The sequence below is a fragment of the Neobacillus niacini genome, assembly GCF_031457145.1.
In the GTDB taxonomy this organism is placed as follows: Bacteria; Bacillota; Bacilli; order Bacillales; family Cytobacillaceae; genus Neobacillus; species Neobacillus niacini_J.
Genome location: NZ_JAVDVZ010000001.1, coordinates 134514 through 149412 on the forward strand (window position 1 = coordinate 134514; position 14899 = coordinate 149412).

General features: G+C 40.2%; 14 protein-coding genes. 13 read left to right on the forward strand and 1 reads right to left on the reverse strand.

What is annotated here, in order from left to right:
* Nucleotides 1-9: 9 nt before the first annotated feature.
* The 10 genes from J2Y03_RS00715 to J2Y03_RS00760 all read left to right on the forward strand — a co-directional run bounded on the left by J2Y03_RS00715 (nucleotide 10) and on the right by J2Y03_RS00760 (nucleotide 11254).
* A complete protein-coding gene (locus J2Y03_RS00715) occupies nucleotides 10-1299 on the forward strand; it encodes a dihydrolipoamide acetyltransferase family protein (RefSeq protein ID WP_310189867.1) in 1290 nt (429 codons plus the stop codon).
* A 232-nt stretch (nucleotides 1300-1531) separates the two neighbouring features.
* On the forward strand, nucleotides 1532-3412 hold the full coding sequence (locus J2Y03_RS00720; protein WP_310189869.1) for a methylmalonyl-CoA mutase subunit beta: 1881 nt from the start codon (nucleotides 1532-1534) through the stop codon (nucleotides 3410-3412).
* Nucleotides 3413-3449: 37 nt separating this feature from the next.
* Nucleotides 3450-5591 (forward strand): methylmalonyl-CoA mutase, encoded by a 2142-nt coding sequence (gene scpA / locus J2Y03_RS00725; protein WP_396954164.1) that lies wholly within the window; start codon nucleotides 3450-3452, stop codon nucleotides 5589-5591.
* Complete coding sequence (meaB, locus tag J2Y03_RS00730) at nucleotides 5592-6710, forward strand: methylmalonyl Co-A mutase-associated GTPase MeaB (protein ID WP_310189872.1); 1119 nt, start codon at nucleotides 5592-5594, stop codon at nucleotides 6708-6710.
* A gap of 78 nt (nucleotides 6711-6788) precedes the next feature.
* Nucleotides 6789-7226: a BrxA/BrxB family bacilliredoxin gene (locus tag J2Y03_RS00735; protein ID WP_310189874.1), complete on the forward strand. Its 438-nt coding sequence runs from the start codon at nucleotides 6789-6791 to the stop codon at nucleotides 7224-7226.
* A gap of 215 nt (nucleotides 7227-7441) precedes the next feature.
* Nucleotides 7442-8218: a transporter substrate-binding domain-containing protein gene (locus J2Y03_RS00740; RefSeq protein ID WP_310189876.1), complete on the forward strand. Its 777-nt coding sequence runs from the start codon at nucleotides 7442-7444 to the stop codon at nucleotides 8216-8218.
* A gap of 76 nt (nucleotides 8219-8294) precedes the next feature.
* Nucleotides 8295-8954, forward strand: coding sequence for an amino acid ABC transporter permease (locus tag J2Y03_RS00745; protein WP_132089908.1), 660 nt, complete (start codon nucleotides 8295-8297; stop codon nucleotides 8952-8954).
* On the forward strand, nucleotides 8947-9669 hold the full coding sequence (locus J2Y03_RS00750) for an amino acid ABC transporter ATP-binding protein (protein ID WP_310189881.1): 723 nt from the start codon (nucleotides 8947-8949) through the stop codon (nucleotides 9667-9669). Before J2Y03_RS00745 ends, J2Y03_RS00750 begins: the two co-directional genes overlap by 8 nt.
* 65 nt (nucleotides 9670-9734) lie before the next feature.
* Nucleotides 9735-10718 (forward strand): aromatic acid exporter family protein, encoded by a 984-nt coding sequence (locus J2Y03_RS00755; protein ID WP_310191272.1) that lies wholly within the window; start codon nucleotides 9735-9737, stop codon nucleotides 10716-10718.
* Between the two features lie 23 nt (nucleotides 10719-10741).
* A complete protein-coding gene (locus tag J2Y03_RS00760; protein ID WP_310189882.1) occupies nucleotides 10742-11254 on the forward strand; it encodes a L,D-transpeptidase in 513 nt (170 codons plus the stop codon).
* A gap of 51 nt (nucleotides 11255-11305) precedes the next feature.
* Here the strand turns inward: J2Y03_RS00760 and prli42 are convergent, their stop codons facing one another.
* Nucleotides 11306-11401 (reverse strand): stressosome-associated protein Prli42, encoded by a 96-nt coding sequence (gene prli42, locus J2Y03_RS00765; protein ID WP_165903066.1) that lies wholly within the window; start codon nucleotides 11399-11401, stop codon nucleotides 11306-11308.
* A gap of 161 nt (nucleotides 11402-11562) precedes the next feature.
* Between prli42 and mce the strand changes: the two genes are divergently transcribed.
* The 3 genes from mce (at nucleotide 11563) to J2Y03_RS00780 (ending at nucleotide 14871) form a co-directional block, all read left to right on the forward strand.
* On the forward strand, nucleotides 11563-11967 hold the full coding sequence (gene mce / locus J2Y03_RS00770; RefSeq protein ID WP_310189884.1) for a methylmalonyl-CoA epimerase: 405 nt from the start codon (nucleotides 11563-11565) through the stop codon (nucleotides 11965-11967).
* 7 nt (nucleotides 11968-11974) lie between these two features.
* Nucleotides 11975-13525 (forward strand): acyl-CoA carboxylase subunit beta, encoded by a 1551-nt coding sequence (locus tag J2Y03_RS00775; RefSeq protein WP_132089896.1) that lies wholly within the window; start codon nucleotides 11975-11977, stop codon nucleotides 13523-13525.
* 224 nt (nucleotides 13526-13749) lie between these two features.
* The gene (locus J2Y03_RS00780; RefSeq protein ID WP_310189886.1) at nucleotides 13750-14871 is read left to right on the forward strand and encodes a tripeptidase T; all 1122 of its coding nucleotides are present in this window, start codon (nucleotides 13750-13752) and stop codon (nucleotides 14869-14871) included.
* Nucleotides 14872-14899 lie beyond the last annotated feature (28 nt).

The window sequence follows — 14899 nt, forward strand, 5'->3', positions numbered from 1 at the left end:
GTCGTAATCTTGGTTATTGAACAAATTAAAATGCCTCAGTTGGGGGAAAGCGTAACCGAAGGAACAATCTCAAAGTGGCTTGTTTCTGTTGGTGATAAGGTTAATAAATACGATCCATTAGCTGAAGTAATGACAGATAAGGTAAATGCGGAAGTTCCTTCTTCCTTTGCAGGGACCATTAAAGAATTAATTGCTAATGACGGAGATACACTAGCAGTCGGCGAAATCATTTGTACAATCGAAGTCGAAGGCGGCAATACCGAAGAAGTGGTGGTTAGTGACCAAAAAATAGAAGCAGCTGAAACAGATGCTGTTTCGCCAACGGATTTAGGAAACAAAGCTCGCTACTCACCTGCCGTGTTGAAAATTTCTCAAGAACATGGAATTGATTTAGCACAGGTGACAGGTACCGGTGCTGGCGGCCGTATAACAAGGAAAGATTTATTGAAATTGATTGAATCGGGTAATATCCCAAGGGCGGGTGCGCTGAAAGAAGCACCAAAGCAGCCTGAGGTTCAACCAACAGCTGTACAAGAAAAGGTACCAGCGGCTTCAACTCATCCAGCTGCTCCTGCAGTAAATATCCCCGCTGAAGTTGGCGACATTGAAATACCAGTTACGGGAATTCGTAAAGCGATTGCGGCCAACATGCTTCGCAGTAAGCATGAGGCACCGCATGCTTGGACGATGATTGAAGTAGACGCAACAAATCTTGTGGAATACCGCAATTCCTTAAAGGATGAATTTAAGAAAAAAGAAGGCTTCAATTTAACGTTTTTTGCCTTTTTCGTAAAAGCTGTGGCGCAGGCATTAAAGGAATTCCCACAGATTAATTCCATGTGGGCTGGAGATAAAATTATCCAGAAGAAAGATATCAATATTTCGATTGCTGTTGCAACAGATGATGCATTGTATGTTCCGGTTATTAAGCATGCGGATGAGAAAACTATTAAGGGAATTGCCCGCGAAATCACTGATCTTGCAGGAAAAGTCAGGACAGGAAAACTTCGTTCAGAAGATATGCAGGGTGGTACTTTTACTGTCAATAACACTGGGTCATTTGGCTCAGTTCAATCAATGGGAATTATCAACTATCCACAAGCAGCGATTCTCCAAGTAGAATCAATCGTCAAGCGCCCGGTCGTTATGAACAACAACATGATTGCCGTTCGTGATATAGTAAACCTATGTATGTCACTCGACCATAGAGTATTAGACGGACTCGTCTGCGGACGATTCTTACAACGAGTAAAAGAAATCCTTGAAAATACATCTAAATCAACAACATCCATTTATTAATAAGACTGTCTTCGTAAAGATTGTTGTTAAAATCTTAAAGCCGATATTAACGTGGAAATAGTTATTTTGCACTTAAAAATTTAGCTTGCAGGCTCTTTTCTAAGACAAGAGCTATTAATGAAAATAACCGCTGCCTGAATGGCGGCGGTTATTTTCATTGCTTGTACTGTCATTGTGTCATAAAATAGAGTTTAAAGAATATTAAGTTTTTTAATCGTTAGGGGGGAAACATATGAGTTTAGATGATTTACGAGATCAAACTTTTCCTTTAAAGACACAAGATGATTGGGAAGTAAAAGCAGAGGAATCTTTAAAAGGCAAAAGTATTGAGTTACTTAAAAGCATTACATATGAGAATATAGTTTTGAAACCGCTTTATTCAAGACTAGATCAAAAAGATGTTCCTGATTATCCTGGAGGTTCAGATTTTCGCAGAGGTGTTTACCCATTAGGTTATGTTACGAATGACTGGAGGGCAGCGCAGCGAATATCCTATGTAACGGTTGGTGAGCTGAAAGATAAGCTCCATCAAGCGGTTGAAAAGGGACAGACGGCACTATCATTTGAAGTTTCTAAGGCTCTTTTTGAAACAAAAGGCATCTTAGATGAAATACTAGGGGATTTACCTGCAACATTTCCCTTTGCAGTTAATAGTAAAGGTTTGCAAACTGCATTTCTAGGTGCATTGGCAGAACATAAGGGGGCTAATCAAGTTACAGGATATGTGGGAAATGACCCGATTTCGATGTTTGCTGAGGAAGGAATGCTTTCAGAGGACTTTCTCAATGAATGGCTAGAGGAAGTTAAACACGCAAACGAAAAACTTCCAAATTTACGGACAGTGTTAATCAATACATCTACCTATCATCAAGGAGGAGCAAATGCGGTTCAGGAGCTTGGAATTGCGGCTGCAACCGGTACTTTCTACCTTCAACAGTTACTTGATAGTGAAGTGAAGCTTGAGGAAGTCCTATCGAAAATGATCTTTCAATTCTCAATCGGCAGTAATTTCTTTATGGAGCTGGCAAAACTGAGAGCTGCTCGGATTCTATGGGATAAAATAACCAAAGTATACGGAGCCAAAGTTAAATACAGAGGAATGCAGATTGCAGCAGAAACTTCTTCTTTAACTAAAACGGTATATGACCCTCATGTAAATATACTCCGAGCTGGTAATGAGGCATTTGCAGCTGTTGTTGGCGGAGTTCAATACTTACACGTAACAGCTTTTGATGATATTTCAGGCAGTTCTCATCTTTCAGAACGAATTGCGAGAAACACCCAAAATATTCTAAAGGAAGAAGCACATCTTCAAAAAGTTGTCGATCCTGCGGGCGGTTCCTGGTATGTAGAAGCATTGACAACTGAGCTTGCTGAAAAGGCTTGGCAGTATTTTCAACAGATTGAAGCAAAAGGCGGCATACTGGAAGTATTAAAATCTGGCTGGCTACAAGATGAAATATTCTCCGTTTACACTGAACGGAAGCAAGATATTTTCACAAGAAAACAAAGTATTATAGGGACGAATGTATATGCCAATCTTGCAGAGGCAGTTGCTCCGGATATAGAAAAAACCTCTGACAACTATTTTAGATATGCTAGTTCAACTATTAAGATTAAGGCAATTACAAATACAAGAATATCAAAGCCTTTCGAGGAACTGCGAAAAATTAGCGAACGAATTGAAGTGAAATTAGGCAACAAACCTGAGATTGGAATGATTTGCCTTGGCGAGCTGAAACAATACAAACCAAGACTGGATTTCATGAAAGGATTTCTGGCTGCTGGTGGTCTTACAGTTGCCGAAAGTGATTCGATAACTTCTTTGGAAACGGCTAAACAATTTATTTTTAATCAGGATACCAAGTATTTCTGCCTATGTGGTGGTAATGATCAATATGAATTGTTAGGACATGAAATTCTTGCTGGCCTAAATCAGGAATTTTTGGATCGAATCTTTTATCTAGCAGGTTTGCCAGAAAATGAGCAGCAGCCCCAATGGATAAAAGAGGGAGTTAAACAATTTATACATTTAAAAAGTAATTGCTATGAAGTTCTCTCTACCATTCTTACAGATATGGAGGTGGCACTAGATGAGTTCACAAAAGCCTGATTTTCAACATATATCCCTGTTTGATGAGCAAGATTCCATGACAAAAGAACAATGGCAGGAACAGGTTGATAGAGAGATAGAAGGTTCTATTGACGAAATGTTGTTTGAGACCAATGAACAAATTCAACTAAAACCACTCTATACATCAGAGGACAGAGAAGGAATACAGCATTTAGATGATCTCCCAGGTCTCCCGCCATTTACACGAGGCCCGTATCCGACCATGTATGTAAATCGTCCTTGGACTGTCCGGCAATATGCTGGATTTTCAACTGCTGAGGAAAGTAATGCCTTCTATCGCCGGAATCTAGCAATGGGTCAAAAAGGCTTATCGGTTGCCTTTGATTTAGCCACACACCGCGGCTATGATTCTGACCATCCCCGCGTTGTTGGCGATGTCGGTAAAGCCGGGGTGGCAATTGATTCTGTGCTTGACATGAAAACACTCTTTGATGGAATTCCATTGGACCAAATGTCGGTTTCCATGACCATGAACGGTGCAGTTTTACCAATCCTCGCCTTTTTCATTGTTACGGCAGAAGAACAGGGAGTTACACAGGATAAGCTGTCCGGTACGATTCAAAATGATATTTTAAAAGAGTATATGGTCCGTAACACCTATATCTATCCACCAGAGATGTCGATGAAAATCATTGCGGATATCTTTGAGTACACATCTAAATATATGCCAAAGTTTAATAGTATCAGTATTTCAGGCTATCATATGCAGGAGGCTGGCGCTCCAGCAGATTTAGAATTAGCATACACTCTTGCTGACGGATTAGAGTATGTAAGAACTGGCCTAGAGGCTGGAATTGACATCGATAAATTTGCGCCGCGTTTGTCCTTCTTCTGGGCAGTTGGAATGAATTATTTTATGGAAGTGGCCAAAATGCGGGCCGCCAGGTTGATTTGGGCAAAAATGATGAAATCATTTGAACCGAAAAACGAGAAATCAATGGCACTCCGAACTCATTCTCAAACATCAGGCTGGAGTTTAACGGAGCAAGATCCATTTAACAATGTAATGAGAACCTTACTTGAAGCGCATGCAGCGGCTATGGGGCACACTCAGTCTCTCCATACCAATGCTTTGGACGAAGCGATTGCTCTGCCAACGGATTTCTCTGCGCGAATTGCCCGGAATACACAGTTATTTTTACAAGAAGAAACAGGAATTACCAAGGTAATTGATCCATGGGCAGGTTCCTATTATGTTGAAAAGCTTACCGATGAATTAGTGAAAAGGGCTTGGACACATATTGAGGAGATTGAAAATCTCGGTGGAATGGCGAAAGCAATTGAAACGGGCCTTCCAAAAATGAGGATTGAAGAGGCAGCAGCAAGAAGACAAGCCCAAATCGACTCCGGAAAAGAAAGCATTATTGGAGTAAATCGTTATCGTCTCGAAAAAGAGGATGCCATCGATATTTTAGATATTGATAACACGGCAGTCCGCTTAAAGCAACTTGAAAAATTATCTACCTTAAAAGCTGGTCGTGATGACAGCGAGGTAGCGGAAGCTTTATCCGCATTAACAAAGGCTGCAGAAACAGGAGAAAGGAACCTGTTGGAGCTTGCAGTCCAAGCGGCAAGAGTGAGGGCAACATTAGGTGAAATTTCCGATGCAATTGAGAAGGTGGCAAACAGGCATAAAGCAGTGATTCGCTCGATTAGTGGAGTATACAGCAAAGCATTTACCAATGAAGATGAAATTTCAGAAGTGAAAAAGATGACTGATGAGTTCCTTGAGAACGAAGGAAGAAGACCACGAATTCTAATTGCGAAAATGGGTCAGGACGGACATGACCGTGGTGCGAAGGTCATTGCTACTGCCTTTGCCGACCTAGGATTTGATGTTGATATCGGACCATTGTTCCAGACTCCAGAAGAAACTGCGATGCAAGCGGTTGAAAATGATGTTCATGTTATTGGGATGAGCTCGCTTGCTGCAGGTCATAAGACATTATTGCCACAGCTTGCTGCTGAATTGGAAAAGCTTGGTCGCGAAGATATTTTACTTGTAATCGGCGGTGTTATCCCGGCACAGGATTATCAATTTTTATATGAAAATGGTGCTTGTGCTATCTTTGGTCCGGGTACAATTATCCCAGTTGCCGCTCAAAAGGTGATCAAGGAAATTTATAATCAGCTTGGCTATGAGGAAGTGGGAAAATAGATGGCTGAGGACATGAAACCGGAATGGAGCGACCCAAATGAACCGGAGAAATTCTCAACCGTAATCAAAAAAGGGACAGAGCAGGAAGGTTACCCTGCTTCCATCGAAAAAAACATGGTCTTTCAAAAACGCAAATCTAACGAACCTACAGTTGAAGAATTAGTGGATGGGGTTTTATCAGGAAATAGAGGGCAGCTGGCACGTGCTATTACTTTGGTTGAAAGTAATGCAGAACAGCATTTTCATAGGGCACAGGAGCTTCTGCAAAAGCTCCTGGTGCACAGTGGTAAATCAATCCGGATCGGAATTACCGGTGTGCCTGGTGCAGGAAAAAGTACCTTTATCGAAGCATTTGGAACGTACCTTTGCAGCCTGGGGCTTCGGGTCGCAGTCCTTGCAATCGATCCAAGCTCTAGTCTCACGGGTGGCAGTATCCTTGGCGATAAAACTCGAATGGAGCAATTGTCACGCAACCCATTGGCCTTTATCCGTCCTTCACCAACGGCAGGAAAGCTTGGCGGTGTGCATCGGAAAACAAGAGAAGCGATGTTGATTTGTGAAGCGGCAGGTTTTGACGTGATCTTAATCGAAACCGTGGGAGTCGGCCAAAATGAAGTGATCATCAGAGACATGGTCGACTTCTTCATGCTTCTCGTTCTGACAGGCGCTGGTGATGAATTGCAGGGGATGAAAAAAGGAATCATGGAGCTTGCAGATGCAGTTCTAGTTCATAAAGCAGATGGATCCAATAAAGAGAAAGCCGAGCAGACGAGAAAAGAGTATAGCCGTATCCTGCACTTTCTCCAGCCAGCAACTAAAGGGTGGTCCTCCAAGGCATATTCCTGCTCATCGTTAACAGGAGAAGGAATTAAAGAAGTTTGGGAAGTAATTAAGGATTTTGAGCATAAAGGAAAAATCTCTGGAGTGTTTGCAGAAAGACGAAAAGGGCAGCAGCGTGATTGGATTTATTCGCTAATTACCGATCAGCTCCATTACAGCTTTTTCCACCATCCAGAAGTAAAACATAAACTACCTCAATTGGAAAATGAAGTAATGGCAGGAGAAAAAACCGCCGCCACTGCGGTAGAAATTCTATTTAATACATTCCTATCTAAATAAAAAGTAACGATTATTTGAAAAAAACATATTTTTACTGTTATCATGTAGTTATATCGACATAAATTAGGAGTGAAAAGTATGAGCATGGATTTCAATTTTTTCATGAACGATGTTGTGACGGGGGCGCGCACAGAAATCGTAGCTGCTGGTTATAAAGAACTCAAAACACCTGAAGAGGTTGAAGAGGCATTAAATCAAAAAGGAACAACCTTAGTAATGATTAATTCAGTTTGCGGTTGTGCGGGTGGTATTGCACGTCCAGCAGCGGCTCATGCCCTTCATTATGATAAACGACCAGACAATCTGGTTACCGTTTTTGCTGGACAGGATAAAGAAGCAACAGAAAAAGCACGTAGTTATTTTACTGGTTATCCACCATCCTCACCTTCTTTTGCCTTGCTTAAAGACGGGAAGATTATTTCAATGGTTGAAAGACACCAAATTGAAGGCTACGATCCTGCTTCAGTGGTAGCTAGATTACAGAAGGAATTCGAAGAAAACTGTGAAGAACTATAAATTGCAGTCAAAAGGGCTAATCTCTTTAATCAGAGGTTAGCTTTTATTATTTTAGAAAAATAATATTAAATTAAATAAATATACTTGCAAAACTATTTTATCCTGTGTTAAAATTCATTACGTTGCATAAATATTAACCTTTTATTGTATTAAGTTAGTAAAAGTTCAAACTAAATTAATAATATTATTCAGAAAATTATAGGAGGAAAACAAAAATGAAAAAAGCAATTATATTATTCATGACAACAATATTATTTGCGGGTATATTAGCAGCCTGCGGTAAAAGTGAAAGTGGTAATGCAGGTGATAATAAGACACTAGTGATGGCAACCTCAGCCGATTATGCACCGTTTGAATATATTGAATCAGATAAAAGTGACGAAATTATTGGTTTTGATGTTGATTTAGCTAATGCAATTGCTGGAAAACTTGGCTATGAAGTTGAAGTAAAAGATATGGATTTTGGCGGTTTGATTCAGTCACTTAAATCTGGACAAGCAGACTTTGTATTAGCGGGAATGACTCCAACCGAAAAAAGAAAGAAAAACGTAGATTTCAGTGATATCTACTATACAGCACAGCACATGGTTATTTCTAAAAAAGAAAGTGGTATTGCAACAATAGAAGATTTAGAAGGTAAAACAGTTGGTGTTCAGTTGGGTTCTATTCAAGAAGGTAAAGCAGAAGAAATTAATAAAACGGTAGCAATAAAAGTAGAAAATCGTAACCGTATCCCAGAGCTTATTCAAGAATTGAAAGCCGGCCGTTTTGACGCTATCATTATTGAAGACACAGTAGCTAAAGGCTATCTTGAGAAAGAAGCGGATTTAACGAACTTCACAATGAGTGATGACCCTGAAGAAGCAGGATCTGCGATTGCATTTCCAAAGGATAGCGATCTAACAGAGAAATTTAACAAAGAGCTTCAAAACATGAAGGAAAACGGTGAATTACAAGAATTGATTGTTAAATGGTTTGGCGGGGAAAACTAATTCTACAACTAAGACGTTCAGAAGTCTTCTGAACGTCTTCCTGATTTTTCATTATTTTAGAGAGGACGGCAGATGAATGAACTTAGATTTTACGCAATTCATTCCTTCGATGCCATACATTTTAGAAGGAATATACGTTACACTTAAAATTGTCATTTTGGCAGGGATATTAGGATTTGCTTTAGGTATTATTCTTTCGTTGTTTAAAATTAGCAAATTTAAATTTCTCGGCTGGTTTGCGGACGCTTATACTTCAATTTTTCGTGGTACCCCATTAGTTTTACAACTGATGTTGATTTATTATGGTTCGCCACAGTTGATCGGTTATCAAATTGAACCTTATACAGCTGCTATATTATCCTTTGCCCTTAATTCGGGTGCTTACATATCTGAGATTATTAGAGCAGGGATCCAGGCAATTGATAAAGGACAGCAGGAAGCAGCAATGGCCCTTGGTGTGCCTTATACAAAAATGATGTGGGATATCATAATGCCTCAAGCACTTAAAAATATCCTGCCTGCATTAATGAACGAATTTATTACCTTAACAAAGGAATCGGCAATTGTTACGACAATTGGGGTAATGGATATTATGCGCCGTTCTTATCAGGTAGGGGCAGAAAATTATTCATTCTTCGAACCATTATTAATAGCTGGACTTATTTATTACGTTATGGTCGTTATCCTGACCTTCTTAGGAAAAGCAGTTGAAAGGAGAATGAGACGCAGTGATTAAGGTAGAGAATTTGTATAAAAATTATGGCAAGCTTGAAGTATTAAAAGGGATCTCCACGACAATCGAGGCAGGAGAAGTGGTTGCAATTATTGGACCCTCTGGTTCTGGTAAATCTACCTTCCTGCGCTGCATGAATCTCCTTGAAAACCCAACAAGCGGAAGAATTTTAGTAGGGGGCCAAGACGTAACGGATAAGAAGACAAACATTTTGAAAGTACGGCAGAATGTGGGAATGGTTTTTCAACATTTTCATCTTTTTCCGCATAAAACCGTTTTACAAAATCTCACTTATGCACCGATAAAGGTAAAAGGTTTATCAAATGCTGAAGCAGAAAAAATTGCCTATGACCTATTAGATAGAGTCGGTTTATCAGAAAAAGCAAATGAATATCCGACAAGATTATCTGGAGGACAAAAGCAACGGGTTGCAATCGCAAGAGCATTGGCAATGGAACCAGAGGTTATGCTCTTTGATGAACCAACCTCAGCACTTGACCCTGAGATGGTGAAAGAAGTTTTAGAAGTAATGAAATCCCTTGCCCATACAGGGATGACGATGGCTATTGTAACGCACGAAATGGGATTTGCACGGGAAGTAGCAGATCGGGTTCTTTTCCTTGATGGCGGTGTACTTGTGGAAGATGCTAAACCACAAGAGTTTTTTACCCGTCCTAAAAGCCAGCGTGCACAAGATTTCTTGCAAAAAATGCTATAAAAGGGATAAGCTAAAGATGGTCAAAGTTGATCATCTTTTTTTATTGGGGAGAAATGCAAATGCTAATGAAATACAAAATCGGGTATCGGACAATTAAAACGGCTTTAGGGACTGCGATCTCTATCTTAATCGCTCAACAGCTTGGATTAGACAACTTTGCCTCAGCAGGTATATTAACGATTTTATGTATCAAGGTTACGAAAAGAAAGTCTTTAAGGGCGTCATGGGATCGATTTTTAGCTTGTGTTTTAGCCATGCTATTTTCAAGCATATTTTTTGAAGTCATCGGCTACCATCCAATCGTCATTGGAGTCATGCTATTATTTTTTATCCCAACCGTTGTGATGTTTAGAGCTAACGATGGAATCGTTACCAGCAGTGTCATTGTCTTACATATATATATGGCGAACAAGTTATCCGTTGATCTTTTTCTTAATGAACTGGGGGTTATTATCATCGGGATTGGTGTTGCGCTTTTGATTAATTTATACATGCCGAGTGCGGATGATAAATTAAAACACTATCAATTGAGAATCGAGGAAACCTTTAAAGTTATCTTCTGTGAAATGGTTTCTTATCTAAGAACAGGGGAAAGTGATTGGTCTGGAAAAGAAATTACTGAAACGGCAAAATTGCTCGAAGAAGCAAAGTCTTTCGCCTATCGAGATGTAGAAAATCATTTTTTAAGAGAAGAAAATGACTATTTTCATTATTTTAAAATGAGAGAAAAGCAATTTGAAATTATCGAAAGGGTGCTACCGATTGTTACTTCACTTACAGTGACACTGCCCCAAGGAAAAATGATTGCCGAATTTCTCGAGGAATTATCCGAAAATATCCGCCCGGGAAACACAGCGCATATTTATCTTGGTAAATTAAAAGAAATGAAAACGGAATTTGAAGAAATGGAGCTACCGAAAACAAGGGAGGAATTTGAAGTCCGTGCTGCACTGCTTCAATTAGTAAAAGAGATGAATGAATATCTCATCATTAAAAGTTCCTTTAAAACATCGAAATGGAATAATTCAAGGAAAATCGAAGCAAACTAAGGAAAAAATGGCAGGTGGATTTCATGATTAAAATACTATCACCAATCCTGTTTGCTTTTTTTATTTCCCCTCTCTGGCCGTTAGGACCAAATCCGCTTCCTGGTGACCCTTTTGTTATTGTAAATAAAACAACAAATGAAATGGCATTAATTGATGATAATAGGGTCCAGACCGTAGTGAGTGTTGGTACGGGTGTGACAGGAGAGTTAACACCAGAAGGCTTATTTACAATAACTGTGAAGGCAGAAGAACCATACTATCGCCGAAAGAATATCCCTGGCGGGGATCCTAATAATCCGCTTGGTTCCAGATGGATTGGCTTTGACGCAGAAGGAACAGATGGACGGATATACGGAATACATGGAACGAATCAGCCTGCATCAATTGGAAAATATGTCTCAAATGGTTGTATACGAACTCAAAACGAAGTAATTACATCTCTTTACCCAATGATTCCTCTCGGGACAAAAATTCTTGTTACCTCTACTAATAAGCCTTTTGAATTGCTCGCAAAAGAAATTGGAGCCATTCAATAGACATTAAAAGGGACTGTTCCTTCGCGGAACAGTCCCTTTGCTATTTTTTTATTAAATGAATTGAGCGATCCCGATTAGCAGTGTTGAGGCTAACATAGCAAATAACATTAAATATACTACAATTTTTCTCGTTTTCTTCTTAGACAATGTGGGTTCCCCCTTTTAATAATATGCTTTATCTATATTCTACAGGGAAAAGCCTAAATGAACAATGGAACAACATCTCAATTTGGGAAGGAATTATGAATTTTTTAGCGAATAAGGTAATTGTCGAAACTATTAAAATTTTGAAAAACAGAGGGGTAAAAATGATAAAAAAAGTAGATCACATAGGTATCGCTGTTCGATCACTTGAAACGACACTTCCCTTTTATACTGAGGTGTTGAATCTTCCTTTATTAGGGATTGAAGTGGTTGAAAGCCAAAAGGTCAGAGTGGCTTTTCTGAAGGCTGGGGAAACCAAGCTTGAGCTTCTTGAGCCAACGTCAGAGGAAAGTCCAATTGCCAAATATATCGAAAAACGTGGTGAGGGGATACACCATGTTGCCCTTGGCGTTGATTCTATTGAAGAGAGAATCCAGGAAATGAATGAAAAGGGAATTACGATGATTGATTCAGAACCAAGACTTGGTGCCGGTGGAGCTCATATAGCCTTCATGCATCCTAAGTCAGCTTCAGGAGTTCTGGTAGAGCTTTGCGAAAAGAAGGGGTGAAGAGGTAATGATAGACATCTATGAAAAAATTAATGAATTATATGATAAGCGCCGGGAAGTTGAACTAGGGGGCGGAGACGAAAGAATTGAGAAGCAGCATGAAAAGGGAAAATTAACGGCAAGAGAAAGAATTGAGATTTTAGTAGATAAAGGAACATTCGTAGAATTAAGTCCATTTATCGAGCACAGAACTAACGACTTTGGTCTTGATGAACAGAAAGGACCTGGCGACGGTGTTGTAACCGGTTATGGGAAAGTAAACGGTAGGCCAATCTACTTATTTTCTCAGGATTTTACGGTATTTGGTGGGGCTCTTGGGGAAATGCATGCTAAAAAAATCGCTAATGTCATGGATTTAGCGGCTAAAAGCGGTACACCGTTTGTCGGCTTAAATGATTCCGGCGGGGCACGAATCCAAGAAGGTGTTGTCTCACTAGACGGGTACGGTCATATTTTTTACCGTAATGCCATTTATTCAGGAGTAATTCCACAAATATCTGTTATTATGGGACCTTGTGCCGGTGGAGCCGTCTATTCACCAGCGATAACCGATTTCGTCTTTATGGTTGAAAAAACAAGTCAAATGTTTATTACAGGTCCAAAAGTAATTGAAACCGTAACAGGTGAGAAGATCTCAGCAGAAGACCTTGGTGGAGCCCATGTGCATAATAGCATTAGCGGGAATGCTCATTTTGAATCTCCTTCTGAGCAGGAGGTATTAGAAGAGGTTCGAAAACTACTAAGCTATCTTCCGCAAAATAATGAAGAAAAGCCTCCAAGGCTTGCGGTCGAAGATGAAAATGATTATCGTCCGGACTTAACTGACGTAATTCCATTTGACGCGATTCGTCCCTATGATGTTCGAAAGGTAATTGAACAAGTAGCAGATGCAGACTCTTTTATGGAAATTCAAAAGAATTTTGCAAAAAATATCGTAGTAGGCTTTGCGCGTATCAAAGGTGAAACTGTCGGGTTAGTTTGCAATCAGCCAAAGGTTATGGCTGGCGGGCTTGACATCAATTCATCTGACAAGGCTGCGAGATTTATCCGCACCTGTGATTCGTTTAATATTCCGATTATTACATTTGAAGATGTTACTGGTTTCTTCCCAGGAGTAAAACAGGAGCATGGAGGCATTATTCGACATGGAGCCAAGATCTTATATGCTTATTCAGAAGCGACAGTTCCAAAACTGACAGTGATCACAAGAAAAGCTTATGGAGGGGCGTATGTAGCACTTAATAGCAAGTCCATCGGTGCAGATTTAGTCTTTGCCTGGCCAAATGCTGAGATTGCTGTAATGGGTCCACAGGGTGCGGCAAATATCATATTTGCTAAAGAGATTCAAAATAGTGAAAATCCTGAACAAGTGAGGCAACAAAAGATTGAAGAATATCGTGAAAAGTTTGCCAATCCATATGTCGCTGCCAGCAGAGGGATGGTCGATGATGTGATTGACCCGCGTGAAACGAGAATAAAGATTATTCAAGCATTAGAAATGCTGCGAAACAAAAAAGAATCCAGACCGTTCAAGAAACACGGGAATATCCCACTTTAAAGCAATCATTTGAAGACAGGTTTATGAAGGAGTATACTGAGAAAAGCAGAAGCGACCGTTTAGCGACGTATGAACTGGACCGCTCCGAACGAGATAAAGAAAACACGAAGAAGCGATAGCGATTCGATGTTGACTTATCGTAAGGAGGAGAGGGAAGTTCACTAGTCGTTGGTCGCTGGAGCTCGACATGTAGTAGTCAGTACATAAAACGGAGGTCTATTCTGATGATTAATCATGAGCGTCTTTTGAATGAATTTTTAGAGCTTGTCCAAATTGATTCAGAAACAAAATTCGAAACAGAAATTGCGAAAGTGCTAAAACAAAAGTTTACCGATTTAGGTCTTGATGTGTTTGAAGACGATACAACGGCTGTAACAGGTCATGGAGCAGGAAACTTAGTTTGTACCCTTGCTGCGACTAAAGAAGGCGTAGATCCTATTTATTTCACTTCTCATATGGATACAGTCGTTCCAGCAAGAGGTGTGAAGCCATCGATTAAAGACGGCTATGTGGTTACGGATGGAACAACGATTTTAGGTGCAGATGATAAAACTGGATTATCGGTTATGCTTGAAACCATCCGCGTTTTAAAAGAGCAGAATATTCCTCACGGGATGATTCAATTTGTCATCACAGTTGGAGAAGAATCTGGTCTTGTCGGTGCTAAGGCTCTTGATTCTTCGTTATTGAAAGCAAAGTATGGTTATGCGTTAGACAGTGACGGGTTAGTAGGGAACATCGTGGTTGCAGCTCCGACACAGGCTAAGATAAAAGCTGTTATCTACGGTAAAACGGCTCATGCTGGTGTTGCACCAGAAAAAGGGGTTTCCGCGATTACGATTGCTGCGAAATCGATTGCGAAAATGCCATTAGGCAGAATTGACTCCGAAACCACTGCAAATATCGGCCGGTTCGAGGGTGGTACTCAAACAAATATCGTTTGCGACCGTGTTGATATTTTAGCAGAAGCGCGTTCACTGATCCCAGAAAAAATGGAAGCACAAGCTGCCAAAATGAGAGCAGCCTTTGAAACGGTTGCGGCTGAAATGGGCGGAAGAGCGGAAGTGGAAATTGAGGTCATGTACCCAGGTTTTAAATTTGGCGAAGGTGATTTGGTAGTTGAAATCGCACGCAAAGCGGCAGGGAAAATTGGCCGCAGCTGTGAATTGCAGCATAGCGGCGGCGGAAGTGACGCAAATGTCATAGCTGGCTTTAACATCCCAACTGTAAACCTTGCTGTTGGTTATGAAGATATTCATACAACCAATGAACGTATGCCTATTGAGGAATTATACAAGCTTGCAGAAATGACAATTGCCATTATCGAAGAGGTTACGAATCAATAAGGGTAGGACAGAGGAGAGCCATTTGGTT